This window comes from Psychrobacter nivimaris (genome assembly GCF_043419765.1).
Classification (GTDB): Bacteria; Pseudomonadota; Gammaproteobacteria; order Pseudomonadales; family Moraxellaceae; genus Psychrobacter.
Window position 1 is genome coordinate 133,557 of sequence record NZ_JBHOFX010000004.1, and the last position, 19,942, is coordinate 153,498.

General features: G+C 43.8%; 19 protein-coding genes. 10 read left to right on the forward strand and 9 right to left on the reverse strand.

The annotated features are described in order from the left end of the window. The 5 genes from ACHEVO_RS10000 to ACHEVO_RS10020 all read left to right on the forward strand — a co-directional run bounded on the left by ACHEVO_RS10000 (position 1) and on the right by ACHEVO_RS10020 (position 6,089). Positions 1–1,695 (forward strand): di-heme oxidoreductase family protein, encoded by a 1,695-nt coding sequence (locus tag ACHEVO_RS10000; protein ID WP_394124807.1) that lies wholly within the window; start codon positions 1–3, stop codon positions 1,693–1,695. 83 nt (positions 1,696–1,778) lie between these two features. After that, the gene (locus ACHEVO_RS10005) at positions 1,779–2,930 is read left to right on the forward strand and encodes an imelysin family protein (RefSeq protein ID WP_394124808.1); all 1,152 of its coding nucleotides are present in this window, start codon (positions 1,779–1,781) and stop codon (positions 2,928–2,930) included. Between the two features lie 3 nt (positions 2,931–2,933). Next, a complete protein-coding gene (locus ACHEVO_RS10010) occupies positions 2,934–4,496 on the forward strand; it encodes a DUF1513 domain-containing protein (RefSeq protein WP_394124809.1) in 1,563 nt (520 codons plus the stop codon). 96 nt (positions 4,497–4,592) lie between these two features. Continuing rightward, on the forward strand, positions 4,593–5,246 hold the full coding sequence (locus ACHEVO_RS10015; RefSeq protein WP_394124994.1) for a M48 family metallopeptidase: 654 nt from the start codon (positions 4,593–4,595) through the stop codon (positions 5,244–5,246). 240 nt (positions 5,247–5,486) lie between these two features. Next, positions 5,487–6,089 (forward strand): methyltransferase domain-containing protein, encoded by a 603-nt coding sequence (locus ACHEVO_RS10020; protein ID WP_394124810.1) that lies wholly within the window; start codon positions 5,487–5,489, stop codon positions 6,087–6,089. Here the strand turns inward: ACHEVO_RS10020 and ACHEVO_RS10025 are convergent. Both ACHEVO_RS10025 and ACHEVO_RS10030 read right to left on the reverse strand, forming a co-directional pair. Then, complete coding sequence (locus ACHEVO_RS10025; protein ID WP_394124811.1) at positions 6,067–6,738, reverse strand: HD domain-containing protein; 672 nt, start codon at positions 6,736–6,738, stop codon at positions 6,067–6,069. The genes ACHEVO_RS10020 and ACHEVO_RS10025 overlap by 23 nt on opposite strands. Before the next feature lie 40 nt (positions 6,739–6,778). Continuing rightward, positions 6,779–7,690 carry a hydrogen peroxide-inducible genes activator gene (locus ACHEVO_RS10030; protein ID WP_201568716.1) on the reverse strand — a complete coding sequence of 304 codons (912 nt, stop codon included), beginning with the start codon at positions 7,688–7,690 and terminating at the stop codon, positions 6,779–6,781. Positions 7,691–7,958: 268 nt separating this feature from the next. Between ACHEVO_RS10030 and ahpC the strand changes: the two genes are divergently transcribed. Next, positions 7,959–8,525 carry an alkyl hydroperoxide reductase subunit C gene (ahpC, locus tag ACHEVO_RS10035; protein ID WP_057761534.1) on the forward strand — a complete coding sequence of 189 codons (567 nt, stop codon included), beginning with the start codon at positions 7,959–7,961 and terminating at the stop codon, positions 8,523–8,525. Positions 8,526–8,695: 170 nt separating this feature from the next. On the opposite strand, the gene ACHEVO_RS10040 is transcribed toward ahpC, so the two are convergent. Continuing rightward, the gene (locus ACHEVO_RS10040; RefSeq protein ID WP_057761532.1) at positions 8,696–8,944 is read right to left on the reverse strand and encodes a YdcH family protein; all 249 of its coding nucleotides are present in this window, start codon (positions 8,942–8,944) and stop codon (positions 8,696–8,698) included. A 439-nt stretch (positions 8,945–9,383) separates the two neighbouring features. On the opposite strand from ACHEVO_RS10040, the gene ahpF reads away from it, so the two are divergent. Continuing rightward, positions 9,384–10,961, forward strand: coding sequence for an alkyl hydroperoxide reductase subunit F (gene ahpF / locus ACHEVO_RS10045; protein WP_394124812.1), 1,578 nt, complete (start codon positions 9,384–9,386; stop codon positions 10,959–10,961). Positions 10,962–11,218: 257 nt separating this feature from the next. Further along, positions 11,219–12,667, forward strand: coding sequence for an alanine/glycine:cation symporter family protein (locus ACHEVO_RS10050; protein WP_394124813.1), 1,449 nt, complete (start codon positions 11,219–11,221; stop codon positions 12,665–12,667). 74 nt (positions 12,668–12,741) lie between these two features. On the opposite strand, the gene ACHEVO_RS10055 is transcribed toward ACHEVO_RS10050, so the two are convergent. The 6 genes from ACHEVO_RS10055 to ACHEVO_RS10080 all read right to left on the reverse strand — a co-directional run bounded on the left by ACHEVO_RS10055 (position 12,742) and on the right by ACHEVO_RS10080 (position 17,950). Next, positions 12,742–13,494 (reverse strand): glutathione S-transferase family protein, encoded by a 753-nt coding sequence (locus ACHEVO_RS10055; protein WP_394124814.1) that lies wholly within the window; start codon positions 13,492–13,494, stop codon positions 12,742–12,744. 195 nt (positions 13,495–13,689) lie between these two features. Further along, complete coding sequence (locus tag ACHEVO_RS10060; protein ID WP_394124815.1) at positions 13,690–14,553, reverse strand: bile acid:sodium symporter family protein; 864 nt, start codon at positions 14,551–14,553, stop codon at positions 13,690–13,692. Between the two features lie 396 nt (positions 14,554–14,949). After that, positions 14,950–15,282: a TIGR01244 family sulfur transferase gene (locus tag ACHEVO_RS10065; RefSeq protein WP_057761521.1), complete on the reverse strand. Its 333-nt coding sequence runs from the start codon at positions 15,280–15,282 to the stop codon at positions 14,950–14,952. Between the two features lie 67 nt (positions 15,283–15,349). Next, positions 15,350–15,676, reverse strand: coding sequence for a beta-lactamase hydrolase domain-containing protein (locus ACHEVO_RS10070; RefSeq protein ID WP_057761519.1), 327 nt, complete (start codon positions 15,674–15,676; stop codon positions 15,350–15,352). Between the two features lie 236 nt (positions 15,677–15,912). Then, a complete protein-coding gene (locus ACHEVO_RS10075) occupies positions 15,913–17,616 on the reverse strand; it encodes a SulP family inorganic anion transporter (protein WP_394124816.1) in 1,704 nt (567 codons plus the stop codon). A 46-nt stretch (positions 17,617–17,662) separates the two neighbouring features. Next, on the reverse strand, positions 17,663–17,950 hold the full coding sequence (locus ACHEVO_RS10080; protein ID WP_057761516.1) for an ArsR/SmtB family transcription factor: 288 nt from the start codon (positions 17,948–17,950) through the stop codon (positions 17,663–17,665). A gap of 378 nt (positions 17,951–18,328) precedes the next feature. Between ACHEVO_RS10080 and ACHEVO_RS10085 the strand changes: the two genes are divergently transcribed. After that, positions 18,329–19,201 carry an MBL fold metallo-hydrolase gene (locus ACHEVO_RS10085; RefSeq protein WP_394124817.1) on the forward strand — a complete coding sequence of 291 codons (873 nt, stop codon included), beginning with the start codon at positions 18,329–18,331 and terminating at the stop codon, positions 19,199–19,201. A gap of 30 nt (positions 19,202–19,231) precedes the next feature. After that, positions 19,232–19,852, forward strand: coding sequence for a class I SAM-dependent methyltransferase (locus ACHEVO_RS10090; protein WP_394124818.1), 621 nt, complete (start codon positions 19,232–19,234; stop codon positions 19,850–19,852). Positions 19,853–19,942: the final 90 nt, after the last annotated feature.

A 19,942-nucleotide genomic window follows, 5' to 3' on the forward strand; every position in this document is an offset into this window, starting at 1 on the left:
ATGAACGCCAATTATGTTAACCCCTCTGATTCTCCTCTTGCTACTCAAATCCTACGACATATACCTTCTAAGCTTGCGCTAATTATCGCGAGTGCAATGGCTATCAGTGCGTGTCAACCATCTGATAGCGTTTCTGACGACACTTCTGATGATGTTTCTGATGTTTCTGATGTTTCTGATGTTACTTCAGAGCAGGCCTCAAGTAATGAAAGCAGCAGTGAAAAAAGCCAAGCACTGTCGTCCGAACACGCTAAAAATATAGAAACACTGGCAGGCGTGCCGATGCAGCAACTGGTAAGCTTTGACCCTCAAGAGATCAAGCAGGGCGGTGACTCTGGTATTAGCATTAGCAGTGCTGAGAGCTACTCGAAGCCTTCATCGAATCTAGCAGCTTCTCGAAAAGGGTCGTTCTTTATCGGTAATGCGTTCTTTAAGCAACCGTGGGTCGTTGCACCTGCTAGTACTGATAGTCGTGATGGACTGGGCGCATTATTTAATGTGGCCGCTTGCCAGTCCTGTCATGTCAAAGATGGGCGAGGTCATGCGCCGATGACGGCGGATGACGATGCTGATAGTTTATTGATTCGTCTGTCTATGCCAGCGACGACCGATGAGCAGCGCCAGCAGCTACAGGATTCGCTAATTGAAAAGGTAGCCCATCCTATGTATGGTGGCCAGCTACAAGATCGCGGTATTCAGGGCGTGCCTGCTGAAGCAAGAATCGCAGTGCAGTGGACAGACAAATCAGTTACCTTTGCTGACGGATATGTTGAGACACTACGTGCGCCAACTTTCAATTTGACCAAACCTGGTTATGGTGCTTTTGATGAGGACATGATGGTATCGCCGCGTGTGGCGCTACCGATGATTGGGCTTGGGCTGCTAGAGCAAATACCTGACGATGACATTAAAAAACAAGCCAGCGACAGTAATGATAGCGATATCAGTGGTAAGTTTAACTGGGTCATGGATCCACAAACGGGCAAGCGTGCGCTTGGACGATTTGGGTGGAAAGCGGGTCAAACCAAACTTATCACCCAAAACCAAAGTGCCTTTAACGAAGACATGGGTCTGACGTCGAACATCCGTCCTAATGAATCCTGTATGCCAACGCAGACCGCTTGCCTAAATGCAGCGACAGGGGCTGATGAGCAGGGCAATGGTAAATCACCTGTGGAAGTAAACGATGAGGTTGCTAAGTTTGTAGAGTTTTATACTCGCAATTTAGCAGTGCCGCATCGCCGTAATGCAGATGATAAGCTCGTGCTGGCTGGCAAAAAGCGTTTTTATGACATGGGTTGTCAAAGCTGTCATACGCCAAGATATCAGTTGCCAAAAACCGACGATGATCATCTTGAGCAGCATGGACAAGTGATTTATCCTTATACAGATTTGCTATTGCACGATATGGGCGATGATCTCGCTGATCGTACGATTGCTGGTAAGCTACCACCGAAAAGTGCCCAAGTTGAATTTTTAGCCAATTCTTATGAATGGCGTACGCCAGCACTTTGGGGCGTAGGACTTGCGCAGACAGTTGATCCTCAAGCAACGTTTTTACATGATGGCCGTGCCCGTACATTGATGGAAGCTGTTTTGTGGCATGGCGGAGAAGCCGAAAAGCAAAAGCAACAAGTATTGAAGTTGGACAAACAAGGTCGCGCAGAGCTTAATGCGTTCCTAAAGTCGCTATAATAAAATCACTGTAATAAAATCGCTATTATAAAATCAGTATAAAAACGCTATAAATTACTACCTATAACATTACCGAGAAACCTATGAAAATAAACCACGCTTTGGCAATGGCGCTATCTGCATTAAGTGCTGGACTGTTGATCAGTTGTGTCAAACCTGCCGATGACAACACAACTGCAGATGTAGACAGCCAAAAAGTTGTGCAAGACAGTGCAGCTACTGACAGCTCAGTAGAAAACAGCAAAGAAAGTACTGAGCAAATCGTTGCAGTAGATATCAGCCCTGAGACTGCAAAAACGTATTTGACGCATGTGGCAGACGATATCGTGATTCCTGCGTATGCTGATGCAGCCAAGCAAAGCGATCTGTTGAACGAATTGGCGCAGAAGCATTGTACCCAAGCTCCAGTAAGTGGGGATGAGCTACAAGCATTACGTGCACAGTGGCTAGTATTGGCACAAGCATGGTCAAGTGCTGAGATGGTCAACTTTGGTCCTGCGACTGCTAGCATGAGCAATCTATATATAAACTACTACCCTGACGAGCGCGGACTCGTACACAGTGGCGTGGCTGATTTAATCGCTGCCAATCCAAAACTAACGCCAGAGCAGCTAGCTGGCGAGAGCGCTATCGTACAAGGCGTACCAGGGTTGGAAGAGGCTTTGTTTGCCAATGACAGTTTAGACGCTGGTCAGTGTGCTTACGTGATTAGTGCCAGTAGTGCGTTGAGCACGCGTCTAAAAGACATCGAGAAAAACTGGCAGCAAAACGCGACTGATTTATTGGCGATAGACAAAACAGCAGAGAGCGATAGAGGCCTAAATCAGTGGATTAACTCTCTACTATCATTGATTGAGACCATGAAGTCTAATGCCATTGATCAGCCACTCGGTCTAACAGGGAAAGCAAAAGGTCATTTACCTGCTGCTACTGCTGGTCAAAGCCGCGCTATCATCAATGCTAAGTTAGATACGATTAATAAAGCCATGACTGACCCTGTGTTGACGGCTATTCTTGGCAGCAATGACGAAAACAAAGTTTCGGATAATCTATCAACTGCATTGGCTGATACAACCGCATTATTGGCACAAATGCCAGAAGATTTATCAAAGGCTAGTAAGGACGACCAACAAGCGTTATACGATCATCTGACTGATGTCACTCGTCTGATTAAACGCCAGTTAATCCCAGCACTTGGTATCCGCGTAGGCTTTAACAGCACTGATGGCGATTAGACAATGTCTACTATCGAAGCGGGTACAGCAGTGTCATTAGCCCAGACTCATGACCAGTTAAATAGGTCTAATCGGTCTGGGACAACTTCGTCAACTCATGAGCTTTTGACGACTTCAGTGCTGACAGCAGTGGGTACGGCAGCATTGGTTGGTATTCACCATCGTTATCGTAAGCAGCAGCATCCAGATGCCAGTCTACAAGATTATGTAGATGGTATTCGTACACAGTTGCAGGCATTACGAGCGGCATCTGATTCAACGCCGAAACTTTCGCGCTTGCGCTATGCTTGTGAGCAAGCAGCGGTAACATGGAAGCAGGCTTATCATGCTGTAGGTGATGGTAAAAGTAACACGCCTGACTTTGCTGTCATGCATACGACAACGATGCTGGCACGACCAGTCAGTTGGGTCAGTGGCGTCGCCTCCATGCCAAAAGATCAGGCTACATCAAGCCAGAATGAGCACGACTTTGGTGTGGTAGGTATTGATGCTGACAGACAAATCGTTTGGCAGACGACTATGCCTGAGCGCGTCCATGACATCGTTGTTCAGCCTGTATCTGTTAATGTATCTGAAGCTCAAATTCAGCATAGTAGTGTCGTTCAAAGACGTGATGTCGTTGTCATGGGTCGCCGTCCAAGCGAAAAATTCTGGGTACTTAATACATCAAATGGGCAAGTTCAATATGCGATTACAGCCGATGTAGACCGTCACTTCTATGGTCATGCTTGCTACAGTTTAGATGGTAGCTTGCTCTACATAACTGAGAACGACACAGTGAGTTTGGCAGGCAAAATTGGTATTTATGATGCTAATGACGCTTATCAAAAAGTAGCAGAGTTTGACTCATATGGTATCGGCCCGCATGAATTAATTATGCATCCTGATAGCGAAACGCTCGTCATTGCAAATGGTGGTATCAAAACCGAGCAGGCCTCACGCGAAGAGCTAAATCTAGATACCATGCGACCATCACTGGTTTATCTGAATCGTCATGATGGCACATTGCTTGAGCAAGTGACTCCAGAGCATAATCAGATGAGTGTGCGCCACTTAGCCATGCATGATGACGGCACAGTGATGATCGGTATTCAGTTCCAAGGTGAAAAACATATCAATGTACCGTTAGTGCTGACTCATAAACGTGGTGACGCCAGCTTTACACCACTCACTATGCCAAACAATCAATGGCAACGCTTTCACCAATATATCGCTAGCGTGGCGGTAGATAGTGAGCGTAACTTACTGTGTGTGACCACGCCGATTGGTGGCTGTGCGGCGATTTATGATTTGCATACTCGCGAGCTGATTGATGATGTAAGTCTGCCAGATTGTGCAGGGGCTTCGGTGTTAGCTAATTCTAGTGCTTCAATGAGTAAAATTGATAAACATGCCGAGCCGACAGGTTTTATCGTTAGTGATGGTCAAGGACAGTTAACCGCGCTAAGAGTAAACACTTTGCCAGAAGTAAAGTTAGACGTAGGCGACATTGAACTTCATGAGCGGATTATAAAAGACAGTCAACTGCATATGATGTCGTTTGACAACCATTTGCAAGCACTATAATACATGACGTTCAATAAGAACGGCAGATGAACAGGTATGGCGATTAATAACGACTATTACTAGAACGGTAGTAATAGTCAGCCAAGGAGATAGAGCATTAGCTTAGACACCAATTTAGATACGGTCAGACAGCAGCTTGCACAGGCAGGTATCGAGCTACATATCAGTAAAAAGCGTGTTAAAAATATCAATTTTCGCTTAAAGCCTTATACGTTGATGGTCTCTGCACCGATGCATATCAGCGCATTACAAATGTTGCATGCTGTGGCTAAGCGGGTGCCTTGGGCTATTGCAAATCACCCGCAGGTATTAGAGCAATACAAACGTAGACAGAGCACGTCGTCAGACTTTTCAACTGCTAATAATTCAGTTTCATTATGGGGTGCAGAGCAATCATTTACGCTCAGTCCTGATGAAAAAATCACCTACTATCGGCAACAACTCTCCGAAGTCGCACCTGCACTATTTAAAAAGTGGCAGCCAATCGTTGGCACTTATGCCAATGAAGTAAGATTAAAAAAAATGCACACGCGTTGGGGCAGCTGCAACACACGCGCAAAGCGAATTTGGCTATCGGTTTATCTTCCTGCCTATCCTATTGAGTGCACCGAATACGTAATCGTTCATGAGCTGTGCCACTTGCATCATGCCAACCATAGCCGAGCGTTTTGGCAAACGGTTGCAACAGCGATGCCAGATTATTTGCAATGGCATAATACCCTAGCGGGCAAGACAGGGCAGCTGGACTAAACCTATCATCTAAGTATCTAACTATCTAACTATCTAACTATCTAAATAGCCCTAATAAATATCTCGATATCATCTGTGTAACTTTCATTATGCTGAGCAACAAGTCCTATTTTTATCATGATTTTTTAAAATAGGGACACGCCTTTAAAATAAGGACACGTATACATAAGCCTGATATGATAAGGAATAATGGTACAAATCGTTTCGTTTAATCAGCAGGTTTATATACAGGGATGTCATATGGAAAACGTCAACCAAGCGGAGTTTTGGCAGCAGCGCTATGAGAAGAACAGCATCGGTTGGGATATGGGACAGGTATCACCACCGCTCAAAGCTTATATCGACCAGTTACCTGAGAGCGCGAAAGGTCAGGCGATACTAGTGCCAGGTGCAGGTAACGCCTATGAAGTAGGTTACTTATATGAGCAAAGTTTTACCAATATCACGCTGGTTGACTTTGCCCCTGCACCGATTGAGACGTTTGCAGATCGCTATCCTACTTTCCCCTCTGAGCATTTGATCTGTGCGGATTTTTTTAGTTTGTCAGATGAGCAATGTCAATTTGACTGGATACTTGAGCAGACGTTTTTTTGTGCGATTAATCCATCGCGCCGTGATGAATATGTGCAGCAGATGGCAAAGCTGTTAAAGCCACAAGGCAAATTAGTTGGGTTGTTGTTTGACACGGATTTTGGACGAGAAGAGCCACCATTCGGCGGCAGCAAGGAAGAGTACCAGCAGCGTTTTCAAAGCCATTTTGATATCGATATTATGGAGCCTAGCTATAATTCACATCCAGCGCGGCAGGGTAGTGAGCTATTTATAAAGCTGCGAGCAAAGTAAGCTCATGCTTGATATTATCTCGAGCTTGCGTTTCTAACTGATTATAGTAATGGTCAGTCAGATAAAGTTTGGGATGCGCTAGTAATCCTTGTAACACTGCAGTGCGCCCATCACGGTAATCGTCATCGGCAACATGTGCATATTCTTGACGTATCGCCTTTGCATACTGCTCATACGCAGACCACTGCGCACCCAAGATACTCAAATCCATATCTAACAGATACGCCGCATCGTTATATTTGTCACTGTCTACCAACGTATCTAGCTGATGATTAGCGGTCATCATAATGACAGCGTGAATCTGTTGGCGTTGCTCTTGACTGAGATAAGGGCCCAAAGCATCTGTCGCAAATTCTGCACTTTGCAGCTCGTTGTCGGAGCGTGTTGGGTCGTATATTACATCATGATAGTACAGTGCTAATGCAATGATATGCGGCTCAGACAGAACCTGCTTAATATTCTCAAACTCTACCAATAACTGCTGAATATGATTGAGTGTATGATAAGCACGTTGTGGTTCGCCATAGCGCATCACGATATCTTGCCAAAGCCTATCTATTTGCTTTGGCGAGATATCGCTGGTCATAGCTGACAAGTGCTGTGCAAAGTACTTGCCAAGCTCATCATGCTTATTTGAGACAGTTTTCATATGTCATTTTTTCACTATGACCGTGGTAAAAGTGGTTTGGTTATTCTTTGTTAGCTACCGCATCTTTAAATGCTTTGTTAAAAACCTCACCAAGCAAGCTAACATCATCGACACGCGCATAGTTCAGACGGGTGACAAAGGCAATATGGCGATGCGGCCCGTCTTCAGCCAATGGTATGGCGACGGCATTTTGGTTTTGCAGGTGTAGCTGATCGAGCGCCATTTCAGGCACTAGCGTTGTGCCCATGTTGGCAAGTGCCATTTGAATCAAGGTATTTAAACTGGCATCTGAGAAGCTTGACTTCATCTGGGCACGGTCAAAATGACAGACAGACAGCGTCTGGTCAGTTAGACAATGTCCTTCACCAAGTAACATGAGATTGGCAGTCGCCAGTTCATCAGCATTGATGGTATCAAGCTTGGCATGTATATCGTCCTTTGGGAACACGGCAAAGAAATCTTCACTCCAAAACTCAAAACTGTGTAGTCCATCTACCGCATAAGGTAGCGCAATGATAGCGGTGTCGATATGCCCGTAACGTACTTGTTCAAGCAAACGCTCTGTCTGTTGTTCGACGATGGTCATACGGAACTCTGGATATTGAGCACGCAACGCAGGCAGTACTTTTGGCAGCAAATAAGGCGCAATCGTTGGGATGATACCCACAGTCATAGGATAGGCAAGCGGCGTCTGATGGCTATGAGCACGCGTGGTCAAATCGCTCACTTCAGAAAACACTCGCTGCGCACGCGTTAGGATGTCTTGACCGATAGGGGTAATCAATACTTGCTTATTATTACGCTCAAAAATCTGAGTATCTAGCTGTTTTTCTAATTCTGCGATACCCAAACTCAGTGCAGATTGCGAGATATTGCAATCTTCAGCCGCACGTTTAAAATGACGATGTTTGGCGACGGCTAGGGCAAACTCAAGTTGTCGTAAAGTAATCATAAAACCTCTCTATTAGTGGGTTTTTAATGCAATTTATTATGTTTGGTCAACCTTTATAAGGTAGCAAATTACCAATTAAGCACCAATGATAAAATGTAGAGATAATAGTTTAACAAGTTTAATAAAACAAAACATCACATTAAAAACTTTTAACTGGATTAACCGTAGAATTCGCGTATAGTTTGTCAGGTAGCCCAGAGAGCTAGAGGGCTAATTGAAAAAACCATATAAATAATTTCCAATTTACTTAACTATAGAGGAGCCAACCATGGCGTCTATCATCAATCAAGAAATCCCAGAATTTTCAGCAGATGCATACGTAAACGGTGAGTTCAAAACCATCACTTCAGAAGACGTAAAAGGCAACTGGGCGATTTTCCTATTTTACCCAGCTGATTTCACGTTCGTTTGCCCAACTGAGCTAGAAGACATGGCCGCTCATTATGACGAGCTAAAAGGTCTTGGTGTTGAAGTATACTCAGTATCTACTGACACGCATTTCACGCACAAAGCATGGCATGATTCTTCAGAAGCTATCGGTAAAGTACAATACCCAATGATCGGCGATCCTACTGGCAAAATCACTCGCGGCTTTAACGTGATGATTGAAGAAGCAGGTTTGGCTGAGCGCGGTACGTTCTTAGTAGATCCTGATGGCTTGATCCAAGTCGCTGAAATCCATGCTGGCGGTATCGGCCGTAGTGCAAAAGACATGCTACGTAAAGTGAAAGCAGCACAGTATGTTCGTGAAAACGACGGCGAAGTTTGCCCAGCAGCTTGGGAACAAGGCGGCGACACATTGAAGCCAAGTCTTGACCTAGTTGGCAAAATCTAAGTAGACATTTCATACTTAGATAAAAGTAGTGCTGTATCTTAAACATCTGATTTAAGTCAGTGCTACAAATAAAGACCCCATTAACATAAGTTGATGGGGTCTTTTTACGTCTTAAACATAGGTATTGTTAGTATTATTTTTTCAGCATATCTCTAAGTATAGACGCAATATTAAGCGCGAGACTGTGCTTTATTTTTATCAATGGTTTTATAAATCTCGTCTTTAAGCTGTAGCTTTCGTCGTTTCATCTGTTCGATTTCTTCGTCGCGACTGGCATGCTTGACCACATCGTTTTCAAGCTTATTAATTTGCCTATCTAGAGTCGTATGCTCGTCAAAGATACTCGCAAAATGCGTGTCCTTTTGTTTTAGCTCATCAATAATATCACTGTGATCTTGCCATGTGTCTGTCATTGTCATGTTGTCATCCTTGTTATTTAGTGCAGGCTTAGAATAAGCGTAAGCACGTTATGATTAAGACGCTTATGATGGTGAGACTTTGTTTGGAAGGGGTGAAAGTTTAATGGTAATAAAGATAGTTACTTCACGATATTGATAATGCATATTGCTATCAATACCATTCGATTGTAGCGAAAAAATAGACCATGTACCATCACTATCATTTGCTTATGTATTTATATTTAATTATTTAAGTTAATAAACGATTGGTTTTATAAAACATAAAGTTTGAGTTTCTCAGCTTGCTGAAATTCGCTAAACGCTTGATAATAGACACATCAAAGGGCAAGAGCCCACTATATATAACCTTTTATACAAAATTATTAACACCAACTATTTTATATTTAGACGCGTAGCATGACAGCTGCCGTTACATATTCAGTCATAATGAGGAACAAACATGATAGATCAGAATTTATTAGATGCCGTTAAGAGCTATAGCGAAAATATGACACGCCCAATTACCTTTATATTGGGTACTGGTACGCATGCAAAACGTGCAGAATTGGTAGATTTTTTGACCAAGATTGCTGGAACAACAGACAAAATCAACTTCGATGCAGAAGCAACTGACGATAGTTTGCCTAGTGCGATTAGTTTTAAAGTAGTCAGTCATATTGATGGCGCATCAGATGATACTGGTATCGTATTTAGCGGTATTCCAGGTGGTCATGAGTTTACTTCATTAATTTTGGCTATTCTGCAAGCGGGTGGTCATACGCTAAAGTTGGATGAAGGCATCCAAAAGTTAGTTAAGCGCTTTAACAAGCCATTACAGTTCCAGACCTACGTGTCATTGTCATGCCATAGCTGCCCAGAAGTCGTTCAAGCATTGAACCAGTTCGCGCTATTAAACGATGGTATCAGCAATGAAATGATCGATGGTGCATTGTTCCAAGAGCAAGTAGAGGCGAACAAAATCCAAGGCGTACCAGCTGTATTTTTAAACGGTAAGCCATTTGCTAATGGTCTGATCGACACTGCTAAATTGATTGGAAAATTGCAAGAGCAGTTCCCTGATTTACTGTCAGAAGTAGAAGACGATGCTGAGCAATTAGAGCAGCAAGACGTTACTATCATCGGTGCTGGCCCTGCAGGTGTGGCTGCTGCCATCTACACAGCGCGTAAAGGCTTAAAAGTTACAATGGTTGCTGATCGTATCGGTGGACAGGTAAAAGACACGCAAGATATCGAAAACTTGATCTCAGTACCGCTCACTAATGGTACGGATTTATCGACCAACTTTGTTAAGCACTTGGCTGAATACAACATCACATTGAAAGAGCATGTGAGCGTTAAAGAAATTGGCGAGACTGAAGAAGAGAACTACAGTATCCACCTAAATACTGGTGAGACTTTTAATACTCGTAGTATCATCTTGGCGACAGGTGCTCAGTGGAGAAAGCTTGGTGTACCGGGCGAAGAAGAAAATATCGGTAAAGGCGTGGCTTTCTGTGCGCATTGTGATGGCCCATTCTTTAAAGGTAAAGATATCTCAGTGATCGGCGGTGGTAACTCAGGCGTTGAGGCAGCACTAGATTTGGCAGGTATCGTCAATCACGTTACTGTACTCGAGTTCGCTGATGAATTGAAAGCTGACCAAGTACTGATCAATAAAGCCAAAGAGAAAACTAACATTGAGTTCATTACTGGTGCAGCGACACAAGAGATCAAAGCGACTGATGGCAAAGTATCGTCTATCGTCTACCAAGATCGCAGCACAGGTGAGACTCATGAGCGTGATTTATCAGGGGTGTTTGTACAGATTGGTTTAGTACCAAACACTGGATTCATCAAAGGCTTCGTTGATCTAAACCGCTTTGGTGAGATCGAAATCGATGAGCGCTGCCGTACAGATCGTAAGGGTATCTTTGCATGTGGTGATGTAACCACTGTACCATTTAAGCAAATTAACATTGCGATGGGTGAAGGTAGTAAAGCGGCATTATCAGCGTTTGAATACTTGGTCATGCAGTAAGCTGTTTAGTTTAGTTTCAGTATAAAAGGCCACCTCGGTTGAGGTGGTTTTTTTATGCTATCGCATAAATACGTTTATATAAAAAATCCTGATATTTAGAAAATGGACTCTTAAGTAAACAAATAACGCGATTTCACTCAGAAAATATCAGTATTTACGTTACAAACTCGACATTTGCATTACAAACTGGTGTTGTTGATGCAATAATGTATGCAATAAAACCTAACATAGCGTCATGAACTATAAGGAAAGTAGGCATGGAATACATTGAAGCTTTTTTTGCCCTAATCGGGGATCTAACGTGGGGCTGGGCACTTGTGCCTATGCTAATTATCTTTGGTTTATTATTTACCATCGTAGGTAGGTTTGCCCAGTTTAGATATTTTAAACGTATGTTCCGTGTGTTCAAAACGGATGAAGTAGGAGACGACGGGATTTCTGCCCGTCAGGCGTTGCTCGTTTCTATCGGTGGACGTGTAGGCGGCGGTAATATTGCTGGCGTTGCGGTTGCCATCTCTTTAGGGGGTCCAGGAGCGGTATTCTGGATGTGGGTTGTGGCCTTAATTGGCATGATGACCAGCATTGTCGAGTGTAGCTTAGCCCAGCTTTATAAGCGTAGAGACAATGATGGTAACTTTCGCGGTGGCCCTGCGACCTATATTTTACATGGGTTAGGTAAAGACTATCGCTGGCTTGCTGTTATTTATGCGATCTCGCTACTACTGTCTTTTTCTATCGGGTTTGTGGCGTTTCAGGGCAACACAGTAGCAGGCTCAGCGCTTGAAAGCTTTGGGATTGACCGTTGGATAACGGGTCTGGTTCTGGTGATTGCAGGTGGATTTATTGTCTTTGGCGGTATTCAGCGCATTGCAAAAGTAGCCGACGTTGTCATTCCTGTTATGGCATTAATCTATATCAGTATGGCACTTATTATTATTGCGTTTAACTTTACAGAACTGCCTGCACTGATGGTAATGATTGTCAAAAATGCTTTTGGCATTGAATCTGTCGTGGGTGGTGGTATTGGTGTGGCGATTGAGCAAGGTATGAAGCGTGGTTTATTCTCTAATGAAGCAGGTTTGGGTTCTGCACCTAATATTGCCGCCACCGCTTACGCCACTCATCCTGTGAGTCAGGGTATCTCGCAGTCATTGTCCGTGTTTATTGATACGATAATCGTATGTAGTGCCACAGCATTTATGATTTTATTGAGCGGCGTATATCAACCAGGTGCTGAAGTCGATGGTATTGTACTGGCACAGCAAGCGCTCACGACCCAGCTTGGGGATTGGGCGCAGTATATTCTCACCATATCGATATTGCTATTTGCCCTAAGCTCTATCATGTATAACTATTATATGGGTGAAAATGCCATTAATTTCTTGATTAAAAAGAATATTAAAATGGCGACTCTGGTTTTGCGAGTTGTGGTGATTGCGGTATTATTCTTGGGCGCAGTGGCTCCTGCAGCAACCGCAGTGTTCTTCTTCGCTGATCCGTTGATGGGCGTGCTAGCGTTAGCAAACTTATTGGCCTTGATAATGTTATTTCCACGAGCTAAGCGTCTACTTGACGACTTTGCAAGTCAGTTAAAATCAGGGGTTAAAGAGCCGTTATTTGATGCGCAAGAGTATGAGAAGTTGGATCTCGATTTGAGCGCATGGGGTAAAAAAGCAGTGAAAGAAGCGTTAGACCAAAAACAGTAGTACCCGTAGGCTTTACTTCTCATGAAAGAAAAAACCACTTTAACGTAGTTAAAGTGGTTTTTTTATGCAAGATATTATTTATTCGCCAATACGCCAGCTAACGACATGATCTCGCCTGCTTCATCTTCTTCAATAATACGAGTTTCTGTCAGTGCTGATTGTTGCCACGTCTGTATGTGCGGATGATTTAACATAGTTTGGCAATACTGCTTGGTAAGTGGCTGCAAAGTAATATTGGACGTATCAGCATAAGTCTGTAATCGCAGCACCACTGGAGCGAAGAAGACATCAGCTACTGTGAAATCTCCGAATAAGAAACTGTCTGCTGAGCGATCTTTTAAACAATCGGCAAAAATGTCTTCGATACGAGCAATATCAGCCAAACAAGCATTACTTGGTTGTATCTTAGCCGTTGCTCGTATATTCATCGGCATCTCGTTACGAACACCTGTCAATCCCGAATGCATCTCAGCCACGATGCTTTGGCAATAAGCGCTATTTATTCTACTTTGGTTATTATTTCGTTTTTCAGCGTTGGATTTATCAATACCTGTCCAAATATCAATATCCGTAAAGTACTCATTGACATGCATAGCAATCGCTAAGGTGTCCCAAACGGATACTTTATTATGTTTTTTACCATAGACTAAAATAGGCACTTTACCCGTTGGTGAATGCGCTTCAAGCGTTGGACGTGCTGATGGATGAAACAACTCGACAAGTTGCTCATCAAAATTAACATTGAAGGCTTTGAGCAACAGCCATGCTCGTAGCGACCAAGATGAGTAGTTTTTATTACCAATAATTAATAGCGGTTTTTGCATCATAGAGTCCTATTAAGCGATAACAGTAGCATTTTATTATGTACTCAATATTGAGCCTTGAACAGTCTATAACCCGAGCCGTATTTCTATCATTTAAATCCTATTCCAAAAAAAGTGCCCCTCCAATGTTTGGAAGGGCGCTTATTTAGACGGGCACTTACTGAGAAGGACGCTTTTTATTTATTACATTCGCTATCATCAGTTCTTGTTCTTGTTTTTGATTAGGAAAATAACGGGCAGCGCAACAACATACATCAGCACACCGTACAAAGCAGCAGGCAGCGCGATGACGGGTAGTGTGCTCACACCCATAATGATAGGGGCTAAGGTAATAGCCGTCGTGCTATTTTGGATACTGGTTTCTATTGAGATGGTTTTGGTATCAAACCAGCTGAGCTTTAGGACTCTAGAGATCGAGATGCTAATAGCAAATAAAACAGCAATGATAAAGATAAGTTCTAAACCAATTTGAGTGAACTGTGATTGTAGTAGTTGCCAGTTAGAGGCAATAGCAGCGAAGACAATTAGTACAAAAAACACACTAGCCAAGCCGTTTAGAAGGCTGCTATGACGTACCATAAAGTCAGTAAATTTGTGGCGAGCAAGCATACCAAGAGACACTGGCAATGTGGTCAATAAGAACATGACTAGGCCAATCTTTATCGCGCTAATAGAGTTCGCCTGATCTTTCATGAAATGATCAAAAGCCAACGTAATTAAAATGGGCAGCGTAATTACCGACAATATGCTGACCACACCAGTCAACGCGATAGAGAGTGCGACATTTCCTTTGGCATAGTAGGTCAGCATGTTGCTAGTGACGCCACCGGGGCAAAAACTAATCAGCATAATCCCAAAAGCAATGGCTGGTGGCGGTGCCGTCACTAACACGACTACTAGCGCAACCAACGGTACCAGAACAACTTGATTGATTAAGCCAACAAAGAACGCTTTTGGATATTTGGCAATGACCTTAAAATCACTAAGTTTTAATCCTGCTCCTAGAGTGAACATAATGTAGGCAAGGGCTAGTGGCAGTAATGCTAGCGCGGTATTATTCATCAAACATTCCTTGTAAAACTAAAATGCCATACCAAGATGGCGTTTTGAAAGTAAATAGCAGCGGGGCAACCTTGTCACCATACAGCTGCTCACATTCCATGTGTTTAGGTATTTAATCGTCTAGCTATTTAGGTGTCTCAACCACCAAGCTAGATCAAGCCTATCAAGTGATAATAGCGGTATTACGCTCGTATAGTAACCCACTTGTCGTGACTATTGAGGTTGGTCGAGGTTGTTGGAAGCTATCGGGAAATGATCAGGCAGTGACTAGGTAGTGATTGGGCTGTTTGTGGCTAATGAAACTTTGAGCATATTGAGCATAATGATAAGCACAATAAAAAGCCCACAAGATTCTGTGGGCTAAATACTCTAACTGTCTAGTCTGTTTATGCTGTACTAGTCGTCTAGTAAATCCATTTGCTTAGCTGCTTCATAGATACCGTTTGAGCGGTTACCCGTGCGGCAAAAAATCAGCATTGGCTGCTCAGCTTGATTAAAGAAATCTGCAAACGTTTCGACGTGAGTTTGGTTCAGCTCATTACCTGCAAAAGAAATCTCTTTATAAGCAAGTCCAGCTTCTTTGGCTGCTGCTTCGATTTCGGCACTGGTTGGCTGATTTGGCTCTTCACCATCAGGACGGTTATTAATAATGGTTTTGAAACCATTTTCGGCAATCATAGGCACTTGGTCAGGCGTGATTTGTCCGGTAAAGCTAACTTCATGGCTCATAAGAGCTCCTTTTTTTTATTGGTGTTGTTGGGTTTATAAAACGTGTTAATTCGAGCTACGGTTGTTGTTATAACAGACCTTGCATCAATGCGCTTTGGTACAGTAGCTTGGCGCGTGCCCCAGTACCGCAAAACATTAATATAGGTTTGGGCATTGAGTGATAGAAATCGGCAAACTGCTCGACTGTCAGCATACTTAAACGCTCATCATCAAACGGTAGATGTTGATACGCTAGGTTTGCCTGTTCGGTAGCCGTTGCCAAATCGCAGCTATTAGGCTGTGTCTCAATCTCGGCATCTGGCCGAATGTTAAGCACTGAGCGATAACCAAGCTCAGCAATCTTAACGCATTGGCTTGGGTATATTTGCTTATAAATCGTTAAATCATCGGTCATAAAGTAGGTTCAGTTATATTTGTTAAGGTATATTTATTATTGAGGGTTGGGCTAAGAATATCAAAGGACTATAAACCAGCATTCTTTAGGCCGATTTCTAGGTTAATTGATTCCCTATTTAGTGCGTCTAGCATAACACAGGCGCTATCATAGCGATATTGTGTTGTAGGCGACAATAGTAATTGAGGTTGAGTGAAATTAATGTAGCAGCAGATTTGTTGTGGTCAAACTATAGATTATTTTAACGCATCGACAGCATCTAAAGTACTCAGATAGACCTGCCCTGATAGCTCACTAATCAATGGGGTGTGACCGATGATGTCCATCACAGGACCTTTGATAAAGCTGAAATGTAAGCGCTTGTTCTGTAACGCCAACTCGTGGTTTAAGGTACAAAGCATTTCTTGGGCGGTCAGATCTATATGGTTGACGGCAGCCATAATCAATATAATTTCATTGGCATCGGGATATTGCTGCATGGCATTGAGGATACGTCGATGTACAGATTCACTATTACCAAAGAACAAACTCTCATCGATACGCAACATCAATAAGTTGTCAAAAGTTACGACGTCGTGGCGATTAATATTACGAAAATGCCCTGTGCCGCCCAACTGTCCAACGACAGCCACGTGCGGCTTACTCGACTGCCAGATGAGACTGGCGAATGACACCATTAGACCAATGACCAGTCCCGTGTTTAGTCCAAATATAAGCACACCGACGAACGCAGCCAAAAAGCTAGCACCATCTAAGCGATCACGCTGCCATGCAGATTTCAACGTCGCAATATCTATCAGGCCAATGATAGAGGCCATGATAGTTGCGCCCAGTAGTGCATAGGGTAGTGGAGCAAGCGCATTGCTAAAGGCTATGAGCGCGGCAATCATTACCAGTACGGTAACGAGACTAGCTAGTGGTGTCTTCGCGCCTGAGTCGGCATTGATAGCCGTACGCGAAAAACCTCCTGCAACCGCAAAACTTTGGAACAGTCCACCAGACAGATTGGCCAGCCCAAGTCCAGTTAACTCACGATTGGCATCAAAGCTTTCACCACGCAAGCGCGCATAAGTACTGGCAACTGAACTGCTCGATACAAATACGATCAGTGCCATCAATCCTGCGGTCGGTAAAAGCTTCAGTGCTTCTTGCAGGTCTGAGATATGCGGTAACGTAAAGCTCGGTAGCCCTTGTGGAATACGACCGATGGTCGCCACACCATGTGTGCTCCAATGCAGTGCCATACTGAGTAGGATAGCGATGCCAAGTAAAATAAGCGGGAATAAGCGCTCTGCCCATTTAGCATATGACGATGATAGCCACGTCTGCCATATCCACTCACTTGCATAGCGATTGGCAACCAATAGCGCAAATGCGGTCACACCAATAGCTAAGGTCAATGGATGCAGCTGGCTGGCATAGCGTTGCATGGTAGTCAAATACCCAATCAAACTATTGCCAGTGACCGGAATGTCTGTCAGATATTTGAGCTGACTGACAAATATAAGGACCGCTGCACCGCTTACAAACCCTGCGGACACACCGCGACTGATAAACTGCATGATCCAGCCAAGTTTTAACCTGCCTGCAATCCAGAGCAGTGCACCTACCATCAGTGCCAATAAGCTAGCCATCAGTGCATACTGTTCGGTACCTTGCTCGGCATAAGGCAATAAGCCACTGGCGGTCATGATGGCGGTAATGGCAACCGGTCCTACGGCTTGCACGTTGCTAGAGCCGAGCCACGCATAAACGAGGACAGGTACGATCGCTGCATATAGGCCATAGACAGGTGGCAGTCCTGCAAGCACCGCGTAACCTAGGCTCTGCGGTATGACCAACACGCCCACCACTATGCCTGCGACGAGATCAGTCGGCAACGCTGAGAGCTGGTATTGACGCAGCCAAGCTGGAATCAGACGAGCGACGATAGAGGACATATCAATCACCACAGTAGATAGTATAAATAATTAGGCGAGGGCGGCGTTATTCTGCTTTGGCACAAAAACGTTGATACAGTAGATCGAGTACAGCTAGCGCATCCTCGCTTGCGATACTATAGTAAATTTGCTTACCTTCGCGGCGTGTGGCGACCAGTTCGTCTTTACGCAATATACCCAATTGCTGCGATAAGCTCGGCTGTCCAACCCCGACCAAATCCTCCAGCTCACCGACACAGTATTCACCTTGGGTCAATTGACAAAGAAGAAGTAGGCGATCAGGGTGCGATAGCGACTTTAATAGTTGGCTGGCTTGTAGCGATGCTTGCTGCATTTGCTTAGCAAGATCGGCAGGTACTAAATCTGCAGTATCAGATGACCCATCGTCAGTGGTACTGCGAGTAGGTGTACCTTCGGCTGAAATAGAAATAGTCAGAACAAATTCCTTACATTAGAGGGTAACAAATACCATGATGTTTTGAGCAATATATAGTTGATTATCAATGATATCACGCCACATAGCAAGTTATCATTAATTACATTATATAAATTGATAAATTGTATGGTGGTTGTTATATTGGTGGCATCAGATAAGTCGTAGGAACGCATTATATACGACTGAATATCATACTTAAGGGTTAATTAAAGATAAAAATCCCTATGACCAAAATATGTATAAATAACTTATGTATAAATAATCAAAGAGGCCGCCATGCAAGTTCATTCTTTTTTAGATAGCGATACAGAAACCTATACCCACGTACTTGCTGATACCGAGCAAAAATTATGCGCCATTGTCGATCCTGTATTGAACTTCGATGCTAAGTCAGGCAGAACCAATACGAGCAGTGTCGATGAGGTGATTGAGTTTGTACGTGAGCAAGATTGGACGCTCAAGTACATTATCGAGACCCATGCGCATGCAGATCATTTATCAGCGGCTATTCATGTAAAAGAAAGCCTTGGCGGACAGTTAGTCATCGGTCAGCATATCACCGAAGTACAAAAAATCTTTAAGCAAATTTTTAACTTTGACACCAGTTTCCGCACTGATGCCAGCCAATTTGATATTTTAACAGACGAAGGCGAGACCTTAGAGCTTGGCAACATTACTATTACTGCGATGTATGTACCCGGTCACACACGTGCCGATATGGCCTATCTAGCCGCTGATGATGAAAAAACAGTAGTATTCGTTGGAGATACATTGTTTGCGCCTGATGTCGGTACAGCGCGCTGTGATTTCCCTGGCGGCGATGCCAAAACGCTTTATCAGTCTATTCAAAAGCTGTTAGCACTTCCTGAAGATACGGTCATGTATCTGTGTCATGATTATCCAAGCAAAGGTCGTCAGCATTGTCCAACGACGACAGTAGCCGCACAAAAACTAGAAAATATCCATGTCAAAGACAGTATAAACGAAGCAGAGTTTGTGCAGATGCGTGATCGCCGTGATGCGACTTTAGATATGCCCCGCCTTATCATTCCTGCTGTACAAATCAATATCGATGCCGGACATTTCCCCGAGCCAGAAGACAACGGTACGCGTTATCTAAAAGTACCAATTAATGTGCTCGGTGAATAAACCAGACGGTGCAATAAACGGGAGATAGCCATGAATCCTTACGAGCGTTATGTATTGCCCAAGCTGATCGATGTCGCCTGTAGTGTGGGCAATGTGATGAAAGCACGTTCCAAAATTGTTCCGCAAGCGCTCGGTAAGGTGTTGGAGATCGGCATTGGTAGCGGTCTGAACTTACAGTTTTATGATGCTAACAAAGTCTCCTCTATCATCGGTGTGGATCCAGCAGCTCAGATGCAGTCGCTGGCTCGTGAGCGTGCAGCTGACATTAGCATTCCGGTTGAAGTGATAGCCGTCGATGTACAAGGTATCCATGCCGATGCAGATCAATTTGATACGATTGTGATGACTTTTACCTTGTGCAGTATTGATGACCCAGTAGCCGCGCTCCGAGAAATGGCGCGCGTGTTAAAACCTAACGGTCGCTTATTATTTTGTGAGCATGGCGTAGCGCCAGATTCTTTAGTTGAGCGTTGGCAGCATCGATTGACGCCTTTTTGGAAACCTATAGCAGGTGGGTGTCATTTAAATCGCGATATTCCGGCGCTTATCAGAGAAGGTGGTTTTGCTATTGATGAATTGAGCGAAATGTATTTGCCCGGCCCAAGACCAATGAGCTATGTGTATAGCGGTGTGGCACAGCAACTGGCATAAAGGATAAGCCCAATTAACTATGCTAAAATTATTCATGTAATCAATCAACGTAACTAGCTTTTATATAAAATGGTTCATGAACAGTATTTG

Excerpts from the sequence above, each read along its gene's own strand:
- ACHEVO_RS10065 (WP_057761521.1), bottom strand. The coding sequence starts at position 15,282 with ATGAGCCATGAAGTTAGCTTTACCGGACAAATCACGCCTGACCAAGTG.
- ACHEVO_RS10060 (WP_394124815.1), bottom strand. The coding sequence starts at position 14,553 with ATGAATAATACCGCGCTAGCATTACTGCCACTAGCCCTTGCCTACATT.
- ACHEVO_RS10010 (WP_394124809.1), top strand. The coding sequence starts at position 2,934 with ATGTCTACTATCGAAGCGGGTACAGCAGTGTCATTAGCCCAGACTCAT.
- ACHEVO_RS10005 (WP_394124808.1), top strand. The coding sequence starts at position 1,779 with ATGAAAATAAACCACGCTTTGGCAATGGCGCTATCTGCATTAAGTGCT.
- ACHEVO_RS10085 (WP_394124817.1), top strand. The coding sequence starts at position 18,329 with ATGCAAGTTCATTCTTTTTTAGATAGCGATACAGAAACCTATACCCAC.
- ACHEVO_RS10040 (WP_057761532.1), bottom strand. The coding sequence starts at position 8,944 with ATGACAATGACAGACACATGGCAAGATCACAGTGATATTATTGATGAG.
- ACHEVO_RS10090 (WP_394124818.1), top strand. The coding sequence starts at position 19,232 with ATGAATCCTTACGAGCGTTATGTATTGCCCAAGCTGATCGATGTCGCC.
- ACHEVO_RS10050 (WP_394124813.1), top strand. The coding sequence starts at position 11,219 with ATGGAATACATTGAAGCTTTTTTTGCCCTAATCGGGGATCTAACGTGG.
- ahpF (WP_394124812.1), top strand. The coding sequence starts at position 9,384 with ATGATAGATCAGAATTTATTAGATGCCGTTAAGAGCTATAGCGAAAAT.
- ACHEVO_RS10055 (WP_394124814.1), bottom strand. The coding sequence starts at position 13,494 with ATGATGCAAAAACCGCTATTAATTATTGGTAATAAAAACTACTCATCT.
- ACHEVO_RS10070 (WP_057761519.1), bottom strand. The coding sequence starts at position 15,676 with ATGACCGATGATTTAACGATTTATAAGCAAATATACCCAAGCCAATGC.
- ACHEVO_RS10020 (WP_394124810.1), top strand. The coding sequence starts at position 5,487 with ATGGAAAACGTCAACCAAGCGGAGTTTTGGCAGCAGCGCTATGAGAAG.
- ACHEVO_RS10075 (WP_394124816.1), bottom strand. The coding sequence starts at position 17,616 with ATGTCCTCTATCGTCGCTCGTCTGATTCCAGCTTGGCTGCGTCAATAC.
- ACHEVO_RS10000 (WP_394124807.1), top strand. The coding sequence starts at position 1 with ATGAACGCCAATTATGTTAACCCCTCTGATTCTCCTCTTGCTACTCAA.
- ahpC (WP_057761534.1), top strand. The coding sequence starts at position 7,959 with ATGGCGTCTATCATCAATCAAGAAATCCCAGAATTTTCAGCAGATGCA.
- ACHEVO_RS10080 (WP_057761516.1), bottom strand. The coding sequence starts at position 17,950 with ATGCAGCAAGCATCGCTACAAGCCAGCCAACTATTAAAGTCGCTATCG.
- ACHEVO_RS10030 (WP_201568716.1), bottom strand. The coding sequence starts at position 7,690 with ATGATTACTTTACGACAACTTGAGTTTGCCCTAGCCGTCGCCAAACAT.
- ACHEVO_RS10025 (WP_394124811.1), bottom strand. The coding sequence starts at position 6,738 with ATGAAAACTGTCTCAAATAAGCATGATGAGCTTGGCAAGTACTTTGCA.